The 16,688-nt window shown below is 33.6% G+C and carries 16 protein-coding genes and 1 other annotated feature; all 16 genes read right to left on the bottom strand.

The genetic code is table 11. The features are described from left to right. Position 1 precedes the first annotated feature (1 nt). The 16 genes from dnaE to aroF all read right to left on the bottom strand — a co-directional run bounded on the left by dnaE (position 2) and on the right by aroF (position 16,181). The gene (gene dnaE / locus B5E79_RS10315; protein ID WP_241147485.1) at positions 2–3,061 is read right to left on the bottom strand and encodes a DNA polymerase III subunit alpha; all 3,060 of its coding nucleotides are present in this window, start codon (positions 3,059–3,061) and stop codon (positions 2–4) included. A gap of 39 nt (positions 3,062–3,100) precedes the next feature. Then, positions 3,101–3,409, bottom strand: coding sequence for a hypothetical protein (locus tag B5E79_RS10310; RefSeq protein WP_087243346.1), 309 nt, complete (start codon positions 3,407–3,409; stop codon positions 3,101–3,103). A 70-nt stretch (positions 3,410–3,479) separates the two neighbouring features. Further along, complete coding sequence (locus B5E79_RS10305) at positions 3,480–3,719, bottom strand: TIGR03905 family TSCPD domain-containing protein (protein ID WP_087243347.1); 240 nt, start codon at positions 3,717–3,719, stop codon at positions 3,480–3,482. Positions 3,720–3,729: 10 nt separating this feature from the next. Beyond that, a complete protein-coding gene (locus B5E79_RS10300) occupies positions 3,730–4,854 on the bottom strand; it encodes an FAD:protein FMN transferase (protein ID WP_479684542.1) in 1,125 nt (374 codons plus the stop codon). An 88-nt stretch (positions 4,855–4,942) separates the two neighbouring features. Further along, entirely contained in the window at positions 4,943–5,872 is a 930-nt protein-coding gene (locus tag B5E79_RS10295; RefSeq protein ID WP_087297959.1) for a hypothetical protein, read from the bottom strand. 184 nt (positions 5,873–6,056) lie between these two features. Next, a complete protein-coding gene (locus B5E79_RS10290; RefSeq protein WP_087297958.1) occupies positions 6,057–6,776 on the bottom strand; it encodes a lysophospholipid acyltransferase family protein in 720 nt (239 codons plus the stop codon). Then, the gene (locus tag B5E79_RS10285; protein ID WP_087243351.1) at positions 6,773–7,249 is read right to left on the bottom strand and encodes a dihydrofolate reductase; all 477 of its coding nucleotides are present in this window, start codon (positions 7,247–7,249) and stop codon (positions 6,773–6,775) included. Before B5E79_RS10285 ends, B5E79_RS10290 begins: the two co-directional genes overlap by 4 nt. Then, the gene (gene thyA / locus B5E79_RS10280; protein ID WP_087297957.1) at positions 7,249–8,136 is read right to left on the bottom strand and encodes a thymidylate synthase; all 888 of its coding nucleotides are present in this window, start codon (positions 8,134–8,136) and stop codon (positions 7,249–7,251) included. Before thyA ends, B5E79_RS10285 begins: the two co-directional genes overlap by 1 nt. A 282-nt stretch (positions 8,137–8,418) precedes the next feature. After that, a complete protein-coding gene (locus B5E79_RS10275) occupies positions 8,419–9,117 on the bottom strand; it encodes a hydrolase (RefSeq protein WP_087243353.1) in 699 nt (232 codons plus the stop codon). A gap of 33 nt (positions 9,118–9,150) precedes the next feature. Beyond that, entirely contained in the window at positions 9,151–10,038 is an 888-nt protein-coding gene (locus tag B5E79_RS10270; RefSeq protein ID WP_087297956.1) for an ROK family protein, read from the bottom strand. A gap of 119 nt (positions 10,039–10,157) precedes the next feature. Continuing rightward, positions 10,158–10,664 carry a shikimate kinase gene (locus B5E79_RS10265; protein WP_087297974.1) on the bottom strand — a complete coding sequence of 169 codons (507 nt, stop codon included), beginning with the start codon at positions 10,662–10,664 and terminating at the stop codon, positions 10,158–10,160. After that, entirely contained in the window at positions 10,651–11,769 is a 1,119-nt protein-coding gene (locus tag B5E79_RS10260) for a chorismate mutase (protein ID WP_087297955.1), read from the bottom strand. Before B5E79_RS10260 ends, B5E79_RS10265 begins: the two co-directional genes overlap by 14 nt. 2 nt (positions 11,770–11,771) lie before the next feature. Beyond that, positions 11,772–12,839 (bottom strand): chorismate synthase, encoded by a 1,068-nt coding sequence (aroC, locus tag B5E79_RS10255; protein ID WP_087297954.1) that lies wholly within the window; start codon positions 12,837–12,839, stop codon positions 11,772–11,774. Continuing rightward, positions 12,820–14,094 carry a 3-phosphoshikimate 1-carboxyvinyltransferase gene (aroA, locus tag B5E79_RS10250; protein ID WP_087297953.1) on the bottom strand — a complete coding sequence of 425 codons (1,275 nt, stop codon included), beginning with the start codon at positions 14,092–14,094 and terminating at the stop codon, positions 12,820–12,822. Before aroA ends, aroC begins: the two co-directional genes overlap by 20 nt. A 1-nt stretch (position 14,095) precedes the next feature. Continuing rightward, entirely contained in the window at positions 14,096–15,154 is a 1,059-nt protein-coding gene (gene aroB, locus B5E79_RS10245; protein WP_087297952.1) for a 3-dehydroquinate synthase, read from the bottom strand. 10 nt (positions 15,155–15,164) lie between these two features. Then, positions 15,165–16,181, bottom strand: coding sequence for a 3-deoxy-7-phosphoheptulonate synthase (gene aroF, locus B5E79_RS10240; protein ID WP_087297951.1), 1,017 nt, complete (start codon positions 16,179–16,181; stop codon positions 15,165–15,167). Positions 16,182–16,228: 47 nt separating this feature from the next. Next, positions 16,229–16,481 (bottom strand) — a binding site (T-box leader). Positions 16,482–16,688: the final 207 nt, after the last annotated feature.

Genomic DNA, 16,688 nt, shown 5'->3' with positions numbered 1-16,688 from the left:
TCTATTCAACAACCCTTGCCTTATCCACAATCAAAGATAATTTATCTTTCATATCTACTTTTCCCTGAATAAGACAAATATTTCCTTTCTTTAACATCATTCCTATGTTTTTATAACTTGAAGCAAAGACAACACCATCCATACTACCTGTTTCATCCATTGCTTCAATAAAACACATTTCCTGACCCTTACGATCAGTAATATTTTTAACACGTTGTAACTGCACAACCACATTGACTGTCTTTTGGATATATTCATCCAAATCAGCCACATTAACATAAGCTGTCTGAATCTTTTGTTTCATCAGTTCAATAGGATGCATAGATAGATACACACCTAATACAGCTTTTTCTCTTGCGAGTTTTTCTTCCTGTTGATCTTGATAAATCGTTAAAACTGGTTTTTCATCAATCCCCAGATTTTCTTTTAAATGTCCATAATCCCTAATTGCATCTAGATTCTTTAAAATGGTTTGACGTGACATTCCAAACTCATCCAAAGCCCCTGCATCAACCAATGATTCTAACATTTTTTTAGATAAATGTGAATTTTCCATACGCATCATAAAATCATAAATATCTAAAAATAATCCTTTTTCACGTTCTTCAACAATAGCTTTATAACCCGCATATCCAACATTTTTAATGGCTAATAAAGAATAGCGAATGTGCCCATCTTCCACCATAAAACGAGCCTGAGAATAATTAACTGACGGTGGTAAAATCTGGACATGATAAGCTTTACACTCCTGAATACAATGCACCTTTGTATTTTCACTTGATAATTCATTAGATAAGATAGATGCAAAAAAGTAAAGTGGATAATTGGCTTTTAAATATGCCAACTGATAAGCCACGTATCCATAAGCCACACTATGTGACTTATTAAATCCATAATCGGCAAACTTTTCAATCAGGCCAAAAACTTCAATGGCTTTTTCTTGAGTGAAACCATGATCTAAACAACCTTGAATAAATTCTTCTTTCATGGACTGCATCAGCTGTGTTTCTTTTTTAGATGTTGCCTTTCTCAGTATATCAGCTTTCATAAGTGAAAAACCTGCCATTTTTTGGGCAACCTGCATCATTTGTTCCTGATAAACCATGATGCCATAAGTCGATTTTAAAATAGGTTCTAATTCCTTTAAAGGATATGTAATCTTTTCTTGATGACTGCGACGTTTTAAATAAGTCGGAATATTTTCCATAGGTCCTGGTCTAAACAAGGCTATGGCTGCCACAATATCATCAAAACAGTAAGGTTTCATCTGTCTTAACAAATGACGCATCCCATAAGATTCTAACTGAAAGACACCAAAAGTATCTGCTTTGGAAATCAGACGATATGTCTTTTCATCATCTAATGGCAATTGATTCAATGCAATAGAAACCCCTTCATTGTGTTCAATATCTTTACAAATATAATCTAACATTGTGAGATTTTTAAGAGCTAGAAAATCCATCTTCAGAAAACCAGCTTTTTCAATATAATCTTTAGAATATTGACTCATTAATGTTGAAGTTGGCCCTACAACTAATGGCACAACTTCATGTAAAGCACGTCTAGATAAAATAACTCCCGCCGCATGTGTTGATACATTACGTGGTAAATGTTCAATAATACTCGTTGCTCCAACGATTTTTTTAAGACGTGGATCTTGATTGATCAGAGATTGAAACTGCGCAGAAGTCTGATACATCTGCGTAATCGTTTTTTTGTTTTTAGGAGAAGTCGGTATCATCTTGGCAATTAATTCTAATCGTGCAAGTGGAATTCCCATGACTTTTCCCATTTCTTTGATTGCTACACGAGGTCCATAAGTATTAAAAGTGACAATCTGTGCGGCATGATCCTGACCGTATTTATCAATAACATAACGAATCACTTCATCACGACGATCATCCTGAAAATCAATATCAATATCAGGCATAGAAACACGACCAGGATTTAAAAAACGCTCAAACAACAAATCATAACGTAATGGATCAATATTGGTAATTCCTAAAACATAGGCAACCAGACTTCCAGCCGCACTCCCTCTTCCAGGTCCGACTTGAATTTTATGCACTTTTGCCCAGCGAACATAATCCCAGACAATTAAAAAATAATCATCAAATCCCATTTCATGAATCACATTCAATTCATATTGTAGACGTTTTTTATAAGCGATGGGAATATCCTGATGACCAAAACGTTTCTTTAATCCAACCTTACATAAACTTCTTAAATAATCAACAGCTTTTCCCTGATGTGGGACAGGATATGTTGGTAAATATTTTTCATGTAAAGGCACTGTCGCTTTACATGTCACTAACACTTTTCTTGTTTCTTCAATAATCTCTGATGAAAATAACTGTTCCATTTCAGCTTCACTTTTTAAATATTTTTCTTGCGTCAATGGCTCATATTGCACATCTAAGACCGTTCCACTTAAAGAAGCCTGCATCAAATCAACAGCCAAAGCATCCTGTTTTTTTAAATAGCGCACTTCATTAGAACAAATCACTTTGACTTTAACATAACGAGCCAAAGATATGATTCTTTGATTGCGTTGTTCCTGAAATTTTAAACGATGATTTTGTAACATGATATAATAATGATCATGAAAAAGTTCTTGAAATAAACGCATATATTTAATCGCTTCATCTTCCATTTCCTTTGCGACATGACGTTCAATAATGCCATCTTCCAAACCAGAAATGATATAAAGATGTTCATGATACAACGCCAGTTTATTTAGGGCAATGGCTCGATCTTGACTTAAGTTAATCTCACAGCAGATTTGAACCAGATCAAAATAACCCTGATCATCAATAGCCAAAAGAATAAATGGGTAAATATTTCCATCAATCAAGACACTGGCTTCCATGCCCAAAATAGGTTTAATATTATTTTTTAAACATGTTTCACTAAATTCTATTGTCGCAAACATATTATTTTTATCTGTTAAGGCTAAGGCATCTAAATGTTTCTCTTTTGCAGCCATAACCAAATCTTCAATTAAAATTGTACTTTGCTGAAAACTATAACCACTATAAATCTGCAAATGACCAAACATCATAACCGCCTCCTTTATGCTACATTATAACAAAAAAAATCATTATAAGATACAATGAAACGAGAAAAGAATTAACATAATCGCAATATACAGACAAAACACAACATAAATCAAATCTAAAAAATAAAAACTTTCAATACTTAAAACCCATAAACGATAAAAATATAAACCAATTAAATAAAAATGATATTGAAGTTGTATAACTTTAAACCATCTTTGATTAATTATAATAATGATACTCAACAAAACAGCTAAAAAATGAAATGGAATCATCCATTGAAAACATACCAGTTGTAATATTAAAAGAATTCCACATAACAGTTGCATTTTTTTCATTCTACGTATCATCATAGACATCACCTAATCTATCATATGTAGACAACAACTAAAAAAGACAAAAAAAGTAGAACATTGTTTTGTTCTACTGAGCTTGTTTTAATGCTTTTGCAAGCTGATCTGGACAAGATGTTGATTTCGCACCACAGCGAATACCTTCTAATCTGGCAATAGCTTCTTCTTTACTCATCCCTTCAACAAGTCTGGCTACTCCCTGTGTATTTCCTGAACAGCCACCAATAAATTTCACATGTGTTACTTTACCATCTTCAATATCAAAATCAATACGTGATGAACATGTTCCTTTGGTTTTATAACTTTGCATACTTTTCCTCCTATTTCAATCTTGATTTTTCTATCACATAAATATTTTCATTATCTTTTAAACCATCTGACATTCTGATTTGACCATCTTCTAATAGCCAGATTGCTTCTACACCATCCAATGAATTGATCAATTTCAATCCATCTTCATAACTCATCAAGAAGACAGCTGAACTCAAGAAATCAGCCAAGCCACTATCTTCTGTAATGATACTGACACTTCTAAAATAAACAGCTGGATATAAAGTATCCGGATCAATCAAATGATGATATCTGATGCCATTATCATCCTGATAGAATCTTTGATAGTCTCCACTTGTGACAATTGATTCTCCTTGAACAACTAAAACAGCTTCATTTTCACTGTCAGGATCATCTGCACTTGCTGAATAATTACCATCTTGAGGTGATTCAATACCGACACAGAATTTATCGGCACATTCATCAAGATAAAAATCACCTTCTTTTTGAATTTTTCTTTGACCATGGCTGGCCACATTGCCACCACCACTCAATAAGAAATTATCAACACCTTTTTCAATCAGACCATCTTTAATTAATTCAATCGCATAACCCTTAGCAGTGGCCCCTACATCAATTGAAACTTCAGGATCATCAATATAGACAGTCTTTTGCTTTTCATCAATTTGAATACTATCAATACTTGTATGTAAATTAGCTTTTTCTAATTCTTCGCTATCTGGCACTTCACCAACACCACCATTAGCTTCAGCCTTATCACGGTAATCATGCCAAATATTAATGACACTTCCAAAAGCAACATTCACTTTAGAAGAAATCGTTTTATTTCTTTCAATACTTAGTGTCAATAAATCAATTAATGGTAGATCAACTTCAATGGCCTTTTGACCTGCATTATCATTAATTGTTTTGAGATTATTCATATTATCATATGTATTATACTTGTCAAACAGATGATCATAATAATTCAACTGTTCTTCAATATAATCACATTGTTCATTAAATTCTTCTTCATTATTGGCATAAGACATATAAGTCGTAATGGTATCAAATGGTCCCGTAAAATGATGACTCATTAATTCATATTTTTTTTCACATCCAACGACCAAACTCATCATTGATAAAGCCAATAAGCTTAATATTCCTTTTTTCAATTTCATCACCAGTGTTCATTATAGCAATAAACATAAAAAAAAACCACAAAAAAAGTCATGATTTTTATTTCATGACTTTTCCTTCATTTTACTGTAAAGTTTCTCCAGCTTCTGCCATCGCAGCTTGAATATCATCAATAACGATTGTACATCCAGCAGCTAATTCAGAACCAGTTTTTGCAGCTTTTCCACCATGGAAATCCATAGTTTCAACATTAGCAACTTCTTCTAATGTTTTTCCATTAGCCCATGCTTTATAAGCATCGATTTGCTCATTCCATTCTTTACCGATTGGAGATTGACCTTTCATACCATATTTTTCTTTCTTTTCGTATTTAGATAAAAGATTATCTCCTGTTGCTTCTGTATCTTGTTGTGCACAATCTACCCAAGACCAAACGATTTTACCATCTTTGTCTACTGCAACTGAAGCAGTTGTTGTGTTCACTTTTCCATCAGAAATAGTTGTAACTTCTCCAGCTCCCATTTTATCTGCACTAACATCTGTCATATTTTCTCCAGCTTTAGCAACAGCAGCTTGAATATCATCAATAACGATTGTACATCCAGCAGCTAATTCAGAACCAGTATTTGCAGCTTTTCCACCATGGAAATCCATAGTTTCAACATTAGCAATTTCTTCTAATGTTTTTCCAGTAGCCCATACTTTATATGCATCGATTTGTTCATTCCATTCTTTACCGATTGGAGATTGACCTTTCATACCATATTTTTCTTTCTTTTCATATTTAGATAAAAGATTATCTCCTGTTGCTTCTGTATCTTGTTGTGCACAGTCAACATCGATATAGTTTACTTTACCGTCTTTATCTAATCCGACAGTAGCCATAGTAGTATTTACCTTTCCATCAGAAATAGTAGTTACCATACCAAATCCTGCTTTTGCATATTTAGCTCCTTCTTCCCCGCTAGTAGTTGTTTCGTTTTTCTTACCGCATCCAACTAAAACAGTAGCCACTAAAGCAGATGCAGCTAAAACTTTTAATAATTTGTTCATAAAAAAATTCTCCTTCCCATTCCTTTTTTGAACTATATATATTATATCTTGAAAGCGTTTATATATCAAGTTTTTTTCGCTGTTTTCCCACTTATTTTTAGGTTCAAAACAAATAGAAAATACAAATTATTTTGAATTCATCAATGTTTTGTGAAAAAATTCATAAGAAAAAAAGAATAAATTTCTAGAATTTATTCTCGTTTTCCTGAATACATTTTTCAACTCTTGATTGAACCATATGAGCGACTTCTGTACTATTCATATCTTTATATTCATCATAGTAGATAGGTGGTAAATAATGAATCTGAGCATCTACTTTTTCAATAGAGTTATTATCAAACACCTTATAACAATCAATTAATGCGACTGGCACAATTGGTTTTTTTGCATCCATAACAGATTTAAAAGTTCCACCTTTAAATTCAAGCATTTTGTTTTGTTGACGACATCTTGTTCCCTCAGGGAAGATGACATAGCTTGTACCAGCAGCCATATCTTTTGAAGCTTGTCTAATGACTTTGACTGAAGCACGAATATTTTCACGATCAATGGCTAAAGCATCAACCATATGTAATACATTTTTTAATACAAAGACATGCATTAACTCTTTTTTTACAATAAACTTAAATGGTTTATCATGTGTTCCAAATAAAATCAAGGCATCAAATAATCCCTGATGATTAGGAGCCATTAAATAACCCTGTTCTTCAGGTAAATTCTCTTTACCATAACAATGAATCTGAACTCTTGATTTTTGATTGACTTTTCTAACCAATTCTTGAATAAAATAGAATCTTTGTGCAAAACTGATGTTCTCTTTATTTTTATTATAACGATGAATAGTTAATAACCATCCAGGTATTCTGTATAATAATCTAAAGATTAAAAATATAATTCTTTTCATTGGGCACCTCTTTGATAAATTTCCAAATCAAATGTTTCAAATGGTTTAACTTCCTTTAAAACAAAACCATAGCCATCAAAATCTGGAAAATAAGTTTCTCCATCATGTGTTCCTTTTATTCTAGAAATCAACAATTGGTCAACATAAGGTAAAGACTGCTTATAGATGGAAGCCCCACCAGAAATAAATAAATCTTTTCCACTCTCTTTATATTCCTGAATCACTTCTTCTAATGATGTTCTTACTTCTACACGATCATCTTCAAATGGTTCAAAGCTCACAACAATAGTATGACGATGAGGTAGTGGTCTACCAATAGCCTGATATGTTGTATAACCCATTAAAATAGTCTGATGAATGGTTGTTTCTTTAAAATGCTTTAAATCTTCTTTGTTGTTCCATGGCATTCCATTAGATGAATCCTTCTTTCCAATCAAACGATTATCATCCATAGCCACAATAATACTAATCATTAGACACTCACCTTCCCATATAATCTTCCATGACTTTGATAATTTTCAATATGTATATCATCAATTGTAAAATCAAATAAAGACTTCACTTCAGGATTTAACTTTAATTGACATAATGGAAGTGGTGCTCTAGAAATTTGTTCTTTCACAACATCAAAATGATCTTTATAAATATGGGCATCACCAATGGTATGAATAAATTCTTTGGCTTCATATCCACACACCTGTGCTAACATAGCTGTCATTAAAGCATAAGATGCTATATTAAAAGGAACACCTAAAAATGTATCAGCGCTTCTTTGATATAACTGACAAGATAAATATTTGCGATCAGCTGACACATAAAACTGTAAAAAAGCATGACATGGTGGTAAAGCCATCTGATCCACTTCTACAGGATTCCATGCACTGACAATATGTCTTCTTGAAAAAGGATTGTTTTTTAAAGAATCAATTAAATTCTGTAATTGATCAATACCTTGTTCATTAAAATTACGCCATTGTCTTCCATAAACAGGCCCTAATTCTCCATATTTCACAACAAATGGATCATCAGCAGGCAGTTCTTTTATTTTCGCAACAAATTCTTCTAAACTTTCACCATGAAAATCTTTGGATTTCTTAAAATTTTCATAAGGCCATTCATTCCATATTTTGACATTTCTATCAACTAAATACTTAATATTTGTATCTCCCTTAATAAACCATAAAAGCTCTTCTGCAATAGGTCTTAAAAACATCTTTTTTGTTGTCATCAAAGGAAAACCTTCACGTAAATCATAACGTGTCTGATAACCAAAAACACTACGTGTTCCCGTTCCTGTACGATCATCACGATCTTCCCCATGTTCTAATATATAACGACACATATCTAAATACTGTTTCACATTTTTCACCTCTTGCTTATTATAGCGAATAAAGAAACAAAAGTCATTATTTTTGTATTGCATAAATAGAAATGATATTGATAAAGTCTATTATTTTTAACCAGACTTCAATATATCGTTTATTGCACGAAAAATTCTTTTATACACATATAGCCTTGGTATCTTTTATAAAATATTTCTTTGTAAGCATATATAAAAGTAGACTCATTAATATCAATGATCATAAAAAAAGAGATACTCAAATATATTTGAAAATCTCATTTTTAAATCGTATGTGATTATTTAATCATCGTCGTCATCGTCATCATCATGGTGTGAACATTGTATACGATAGCGCTCCATCATTTCTTTAAATATTTCCCCATTTGATGGTGGTGTATACGTTACAGCATTCGCTCCTGCTGCAATGACTTCTCTAATTGTTTCTTCATTTGGTCCACCTGTTGCGATAATTGGAAAATCTCGATCAATCTTACGTAATGCTTTAATAATTTCTACTGTCTTTTTACCACCTGATACATTAATGATACTTGCTCCTGAATGTAACATTCTTTCTTCTAATGGTTCATCAGTAGAAACAACTGTTAAAACAATAGGAATATCAATAATCTGAGATAGCTCCTGTACAAATTTTGTCTTAGTCGGTGCATTTAAGACAACAGCTGTAGCCCCATGTAATTCAGCATCTAAAGCGATTTTATTCACTCTTGGTCCTGATGTTGTTCCTCCACCCACTCCAGCAAAAACAGGCTTTTGTGCCACTTCAATAATAGCATTTGTAATCTGCATTGTAGGGGTAAATGGATAAACAGCTATCACGGCATCAGCATTGCAATTTGAAATAACTGCCACATCAGTAGAAAACACTAAAGATTTAATCCTTTTCCCATTAATTGTGATTCCCGATACATCATATATACATTGAGGAACTTTGACAATATGTCTTAACTTAGAATCAACAGTAGGTGTTATTTTTTCCATGAATCATCACCTCTATATTATTATATATTATTTTTATGAATTCACTGTGAAGAAATGAAATAAAGCTCCTAATAAATTAGCTTCATTTTGATATTGACATGTGAAAACGGTTGGACGAACTTTCGCATGTGTAAAAGTCTTAAAGATTACATCTAAACGTTGGTTCACTTCATCAAGTAAATCACTTCTTGCACTAATACCACCACCAATGACTATTTTTTGAGGGTCATAGGCATATTGTAAATTATAAATACCATTAGCTAAAACATAATAATATTGATCAACATATTTTTCATAAATAGGATCATCATGATAATGATCAAAGATGTCCTGACCATTTAATGAGGAAGCATCAATTCCTTTTGCTTTTGCGACATTTTTCACAACAGCAACTGTTGATCCCATTTCAGACCATGTATGCATTTCATGCGTATCAAAGTCAAATTGAGCAATCATATAACCAAACTCTCCACCATGTAAATGTACCCCTTTGTGAATACGGCGATTTTTGACAACGGCACCACCAATACCTGTTCCACTGACAATAAAGCAACAATCATCAACATCACTGGCAGCCCCTTTCCAGACTTCAGCCAATGCCGCACAATTGGCATCATTTTCCATTTCGACACGAACATGTAAACGACTTTCTAAATCTTCTTTAATATGTGGTCCATGAATATAATCAATAGCACTAGAACCACCAATAATTCCCTTTTCACTATCTACTGCACCTGGCATACTTAAAGCAACACCTTCTAAATTATCTTCATGAAAGAAAGCATCAACGATAACCTGGTACATCTCTTCTATTGTTGGAGGAACTTTGACTTTCTTTGTTTCATAAATTGTTCCTTCTTCATCTAATATCCCCATTTTAATGGCTGTCCCACCAACATCTACACATAAATATTTTTTCATTTCATTCACCTTTCTTATTCTTTTTACACTTTATTATACCATTAAATAAACTTCCCTGTGAATAACCAAACCTGAAATATCTTTACAGAAATGATAAAAAAATTATAGCTTATCAATGACTATAATTCTTTTAATTTCAATATTATTTTTGTACATATCTCTTCTAATGTTCCATCATTATTAACATGATAATCACAGGCCTTTAAATAAAGAGGATGTCTTTTTTGATAGAGCTCATAAAGTCTTTGAGCCCCATCTTTCAATAAAGGACGTGATGAAGTGTCTATATCTTCTAATATCAAGGGGATGGGTCTATCAACATAGATAATATAACCATTTTGACGAAGTGCCTTGATATTATCGCATCTTTCAACGACACCTCCACCCGTTGAAATAATCATGTTTTCCATTTTAGAAACATCCAAACAACATTCTGTTTCTTTTTGTCTAAAATAATCTTCAGATATATCAAACATTTCAGAAATACGCATCTGATATTTATCTTCAATATATATATCCATATCAATCCAATTCATTTTTAACTGATCTTTTAACAAACGTGCAATTGTCGTTTTTCCACATCCCATCATACCAATCAAGATAATATTTTTTTTACTTTTTAACATAATTTCCTAATACTCTCATTGTCTTGGTATGAGCTTTCATATCTTCTAAAGCCTGTATCATCGCCACATCTTTTAAACTTCCTTCTAAATCTACATAAAAATAATATTCCCAAGGTGTTTCTAACAATGGACGTGATTCAATACGTAACATATTAATCGCATAATCATAAATAATCTTCATGACCTGATATAATGTGCCAACTTGATGTGGTAAGGTAAAAACAATACTGATACATGAAGCATCTTCTACAACTTCTAATTGTTTCCCAAAAATAATAAAACGAGTGGCATTGTTTTGAATATTTTGAATATTATCTTGAAGAATATCTAAATCATATAATTGAGCTGCCTGAGAAGAGGCTATGGCTCCAATATGAGGATTCTGTAATGTTGAGACATACTTGGCTGCCATCGCTGTATTTTCATATTCGTGAGGTTGAATATGATGTTTTTCTAAAAACAGAGATGTCTGTAATAAACCTTGAGGATGCGAATAAACCTCTTGAATATCTTCAAGCTTAGACCCTTTGATGCCTAATAAATGTTGTGAAACAGAAAGACTCTGTTCACCAACAATATAAAATCCATAATCTCTAATCGCATCATAATTATCATTAATAGCTCCAGTAGATGAATTTTCCAAAGGAACAATACCATAATCTATTTCATCACGTTTTAAAGCTTCAAAAACATCTTTAAAATGCGTATATTGTTGTCTTTTGGTTTGTTTACCAAAATAAGTATCTAATGCTTTTTGTGAAAAAGAACCTGGTACACCCTGAAATCCAACTGTAATATTATTGACCTTAGGCAAAGCATAAGTCAAGGTTTGAGGATGCGGTAAAAATGTTGTCTGATATGACTTTGAAATATTCATCATAGATGTCAGAAACAGTTTTGCATAAGAATGAAGATCTTCTGACTGGATACGTGAAACATTGTTTTGAATGACCTGAGCTTCGCGTTCACTTTGAAAAATCTCCATATGATGAGCCATCTTATACGTCACAACATCTTTTGCTACTTTCATTCTTCGTTCAAATAAAGCCATCATCTGTTCATCTATTTCATCAATTTCCTGACGACATTGTTTTAAATCCTTCATAATTATCCCAGCATATCCAAAATACCTAAAGCAGCCATAGATTCAACAACGACCACTGCTCTTGGTACAATACATGGATCATGTCTTCCTTTCACTTGAATTTGTGTATTTGTTTGTGTTTGTACATTGACTGTTTCCTGTATTTGTGAAATAGATGGTGTCGGTTTGATACCAACCTGGAAAACAATCGGCATTCCATTTGTGATACCTCCCGTGACTCCACCGTTATGATTGGTTTTTGTTTTCACTTGTCCTTCTTGATAATAGTAAGCATCATTCGCTTCATGACCATACATTTCATTGATATTTCTTTGACCAAAGCTGACACTTTTCACCGCTGGTATACTAAAGAGTAATGGCGATAAATGAGATTCAATAGAATCAAAGAATGGATTGCCTATTCCTGCTGGAACATTTATAATCGCACATTCAACAATTCCACCAACTGAATCTTGTTGAAGTCGTGCAGATTCAATGACTTCCTGCATTTGCAAAAAAACATCTTCATCAAGAGTGGGATACATTTTTGATGATAATTGTTCTAATAATGTTTCATCAATATCTACTGGAAAAGGTTGATCTTGAATATGATGAATACTTTGAATATGTGCCCCAACAATAATTCCTTTTTCTTTTAAAATTTGTCTGGCAATACTTCCAGCAAAAACAAGGGGAGCCGTCAGACGTCCTGAAAAATGTCCACCACCACGCACATCATTGAAACCATGATATTTCATATAGGCTGGATAATCGCTATGCCCTGGACGCATGCAGGCTTTTAGCTCACTATAATCTTTAGAATGCTGATTCTGATTATAAATCATGGCACATAGAGGCGCTCCTGTTGTGACTCCATCTACAAGTCCACTGACAATATGTACCTCATCTTTTTCCTGTCGAGGTGTTGACATTTTATTTTGCCCCGGTGCACGACGTTTCATATACCAGCGAATCTGTTCCATATCCAGGCAAATACCTGCTGGCAAGTTCCCTATCACAATACCAATGGCTTCTCCATGACTTTCACCAAAAAGTGACAATTCAATATGACTACCCCAGTTCGCACTCATGAAAGTCACCTCCTAACGACTGAAAATCCTCCCAGAAATCTGGATAAGACTTTTCCACACATTGTTCATCATCAATGACAACGGGTTGATCACACACACTTGAAGCGATAGCTTCCATCATCGCCATACGATGATCATGATAAGATGAAACATGTCCACCCTGTAATGAAGTAACGCCTTGAATTTCCATAGCGTCTTCAAATTCCTTGGCCTGTCCTCCCAGTTGATTAATCACTTCGACTGTTGCTTTGAGACGATCACATTCTTTGATACGTAAACGACGAATATTTTCAATTCTAGAAGCCCCTTCACTAACAGCACAAGCTAAAGCCATCATGGGAATAATATCTGGACATTGTGAACCATCAATTGTGATTGCATGCATCTTTTGACAAGACATCCTGTCTCCTTGAGCTGTTCTTTCAAATTGACACCCCATTTGTTTCAACAGTTCAATGACAATCTTATCACCCTGATAAGAATCAATATTCAAATCTTGAAGAAGCACATCATTATGCAAAGCTCCTGCTACCAGATAAAAGGCCGCCTGAGAAAAATCAGCCTCAACACGATAATCACATGCCTGATACTGTTGTCCTCCACGAATAATAAACTCACGATAATCATGATTTTCAATGTGAATACCGTATTTTTCTAACATTTGTAATGTGAGATCGGCATAACCTTTTGACTGCATTGGAGAAGTGATCACAATACGTGAATCTTCATCCATTAATGGTAACGCAAACAATAGACCACTTAAAAACTGTGATGATACATCACCTGGTATTTCAAATTCTCCTCCATGCATTCTTCCTCTGATATATAAATCTAAAACATTCTCTCTATATAAATAAGAAATCCCCTGTTGTTCAAAAATATCATAATAAACCTGCATTGGTCTTTTCCCCAGTCTTCCTTCACCTATATAATGCAGATTACTTTCACAGACAAGTGAAATAGGAATCATAAATCTTAAAGTTGATCCTGATTCAAAACAATTGATTTCACATTGATTTCTCATAAAAGTTGTTGTTCCATCAATTTCTAAATAATCATCATATTCAAAAATCATTGTTCCTAAGCTTTTCATAGCCCCAATAGTTGCACGAATATCTTGAGAATATTCTATATTGGTAATGACACTTCTACCACGTGATAATGATGCACATATAATAGCACGATGTGCCAGGCTCTTTGATGGTGGAACACAGACTGTCCCTGATAATTGTTTAGGTGTTATACTGATTGCCATATTAGACCTCCCTACTTTCATCTATAAATGATAAATCACTTGGATAAATAAAGCAATCTCCAATCTCCTTTAATAAAACAAAAGATAGTTTCTGATTGATATTCTTTTTATCTAAAGCCATAGCTTTTTTTAATTCTTCAGTAGGAATATGAGCTATGTAAGGCAAATGATATAAGTCTAATGCTTTTTTTATTTGATCAGCTGTTCCTTTTTGGGTTAATCCTTTCTTTTCAGCAATAAGGCTAAGTTGAACCATTCCAATACTAATAGCTTCCCCATGTGAATATTTTTCATAATGATAATACTGTTCAATCGCATGACCTAATGTATGACCAAAATTAAGAGCTAAGCGATCTCCAAAATCTAATAAATCTTTTTCCACAACAATACGTTTTAAATCAACACAACGATAAATAATCTCATCAATATCCTGATATAGATCATCAAAAGATGTATAAGAAAGCAATTGCTGAAAGAGTGATTGATCAAAAATACAGCCATATTTAATCACTTCACCCATACCATCATTGATATATCTTTGATCAAGTGTCTTTAATGTCAGTGGATCAATAAAGACAGCCCCAGGATGTTTAAAAGCACCAACCAGATTCTTACCCTCAGGTAAATCAACAGCGACTTTCCCACCGACACTGGAATCAACCTGAGCTAAAAGCGATGTTGGAATCTGAATGAATTGCACACCTCTTAAAAATGTACTGGCAACAAAACCAGCTAAATCACCAATCACACCACCACCTAATGCGATAATAGCATCACTTCTTGTTAAATGAAAAGCAAGTAACTGATGATAAATATCTGATAAAATATCAAATCTTTTTGATTGTTCTCCATGAGGAATGACAACTTGACCTACACGATAACGCTGACTGAGTTGTTGTGTGAGTTTTTGACCATAATGTGAATAAACTTGATCATCAGAAATTATCATGACTTGTTTCCCTTTACATAATGGCTCGATATATTCTAGAATATGATCCAACAATCCCTGTTTGATATATATCTTGTAACTGTCTTTTCCTAAATTGACTTTTAAATCCATCTTTTCACTCCTAAATTTCTTTTCCAACAATATGGGCAATTTCTCCAACCTGTTTCAATAATTCTGTATATTTCTCTGGTTTTAATGACTGTGGTCCATCACATAAAGCATGTTCTGGATCATTATGCACTTCTATCATCAATCCATCACATCCCGCAGCAACTGCTGCCTTAGCCATTGGCTCTACCAGCCACCATTTTCCTCCTGCATGTGATGGGTCTATAATGATTGGCAAGTGTGTTAATCTTTTGATAACAGGTATCGCCTGTAAATCTAATGTATTTCTTGTGTAGGTTTCATATGTTCTGACCCCTCTTTCACATAGAATCACATTGGGGTTTCCGCTAGCCATGATATATTCTGCACTCATGATCCATTCTTCATATGTTGCACTTAATCCACGTTTTAATAAGATTGGCTTTGTACATCTTTTTCCTACTTCTTTTAAAAGATCAAAGTTTTGCATATTTCTTGCCCCAATCTGTACCAAGTCAACCTTTTCATTGAATTCTTCAATATACTCAGCACTCATTAATTCTGACACAATGGGTAATCCTGTTTCTTCTTTTGCAGCTAACAAGATATCTAATCCAGCTGTTCCCATTCCTTGGAAAGCATAGGGTGATGTTCTTGGCTTGAATGCCCCACCTCTTAACATGTTAGCTCCTGCTGCCTTGGCAGCTTTGGCAATCATGATAACCTGTTCCTTGGATTCAACAGAACATGGACCTGCAATCAATGCCAGATGGTCTCCACCAACCTTGACACCGGCAACATCAATGATGGAATCTTCTGGATGAAAGGCACGGTTTGCTAGTTTATAAGGTTCACTGACACGCATCACGTGATCGACAACAGGTGAAACCTCTAATTGTTTAGGATCAACCTTTGTGACATCTCCAATAACACCACAAATCGTCGTTTCTGTTCCCACAACAATATGCGTTGTGAGTCCTTTGTCCTCTACCTGTTTGACTATTTTTTGTACATCTTCATCAGTTGTTTTGGGTTTAAATACAATAATCATTTTTCTCTATCTCCTTTCGCTACTGTATAAATAAAAAATCCCTCATCCCTAAGGACGAGAGATTATCATCTGCCGTGTTACCACCTTAATTCACCTATATATCACTATATAAGCCTTAACAAGTACGCCTGTCTATCAGGTTCATACTCTGATGCTGTAACGGGCATTCCCGTGTTAGCCTACTTTTATTTCAGCCACCTACTCCAAGAGGAATTCAATAAGCTGACCTGATTCTTTTTCACCAACCAAGAACTCTCTATACAAGCTGACTTATCTACTCTTTCTTTTCACAGTATTTATAACAGTATTTTGAATATGTTAATATATTATGCGATAAATACAAAAATGTCAATCATTTTTATAAATTTCCATAATTTTTTATTCAATTGGTTAATTGTAAAAGTAAATTCTACTTTAAAAAATAAAGTGGAATTTAGTCTTACGAATTTTCTTGTTATATGTTATTGATTATTTGTTCCTCATTTTCTGGATTAATGATATGAATGA

The organism is Massilimicrobiota sp. An134 (assembly GCF_002160815.1).
In the GTDB taxonomy this organism is placed as follows: Bacteria; Bacillota_I; Bacilli_A; order Erysipelotrichales; family Coprobacillaceae; genus Allocoprobacillus; species Allocoprobacillus merdigallinarum.
The sequence above is the reverse complement of the archived record's forward strand: the minus strand, read 5'-3'. Positions and strand labels throughout refer to the sequence as shown.

Excerpts from the sequence above, each read along its gene's own strand:
- dnaE (WP_241147485.1), bottom strand. The coding sequence starts at position 3,061 with ATGATGTTTGGTCATTTGCAGATTTATAGTGGTTATAGTTTTCAGCAA.
- B5E79_RS10310 (WP_087243346.1), bottom strand. The coding sequence starts at position 3,409 with ATGATGATACGTAGAATGAAAAAAATGCAACTGTTATGTGGAATTCTT.
- B5E79_RS10305 (WP_087243347.1), bottom strand. The coding sequence starts at position 3,719 with ATGCAAAGTTATAAAACCAAAGGAACATGTTCATCACGTATTGATTTT.
- B5E79_RS10295 (WP_087297959.1), bottom strand. The coding sequence starts at position 5,872 with ATGAACAAATTATTAAAAGTTTTAGCTGCATCTGCTTTAGTGGCTACT.
- B5E79_RS10290 (WP_087297958.1), bottom strand. The coding sequence starts at position 6,776 with ATGAAAAGAATTATATTTTTAATCTTTAGATTATTATACAGAATACCT.
- B5E79_RS10285 (WP_087243351.1), bottom strand. The coding sequence starts at position 7,249 with ATGATTAGTATTATTGTGGCTATGGATGATAATCGTTTGATTGGAAAG.
- B5E79_RS10275 (WP_087243353.1), bottom strand. The coding sequence starts at position 9,117 with ATGGAAAAAATAACACCTACTGTTGATTCTAAGTTAAGACATATTGTC.
- B5E79_RS10270 (WP_087297956.1), bottom strand. The coding sequence starts at position 10,038 with ATGAAAAAATATTTATGTGTAGATGTTGGTGGGACAGCCATTAAAATG.
- B5E79_RS10265 (WP_087297974.1), bottom strand. The coding sequence starts at position 10,664 with ATGTTAAAAAGTAAAAAAAATATTATCTTGATTGGTATGATGGGATGT.
- B5E79_RS10260 (WP_087297955.1), bottom strand. The coding sequence starts at position 11,769 with ATGAAGGATTTAAAACAATGTCGTCAGGAAATTGATGAAATAGATGAA.
- aroC (WP_087297954.1), bottom strand. The coding sequence starts at position 12,839 with ATGAGTGCGAACTGGGGTAGTCATATTGAATTGTCACTTTTTGGTGAA.
- aroA (WP_087297953.1), bottom strand. The coding sequence starts at position 14,094 with ATGGCAATCAGTATAACACCTAAACAATTATCAGGGACAGTCTGTGTT.
- aroB (WP_087297952.1), bottom strand. The coding sequence starts at position 15,154 with ATGGATTTAAAAGTCAATTTAGGAAAAGACAGTTACAAGATATATATC.
- aroF (WP_087297951.1), bottom strand. The coding sequence starts at position 16,181 with ATGATTATTGTATTTAAACCCAAAACAACTGATGAAGATGTACAAAAA.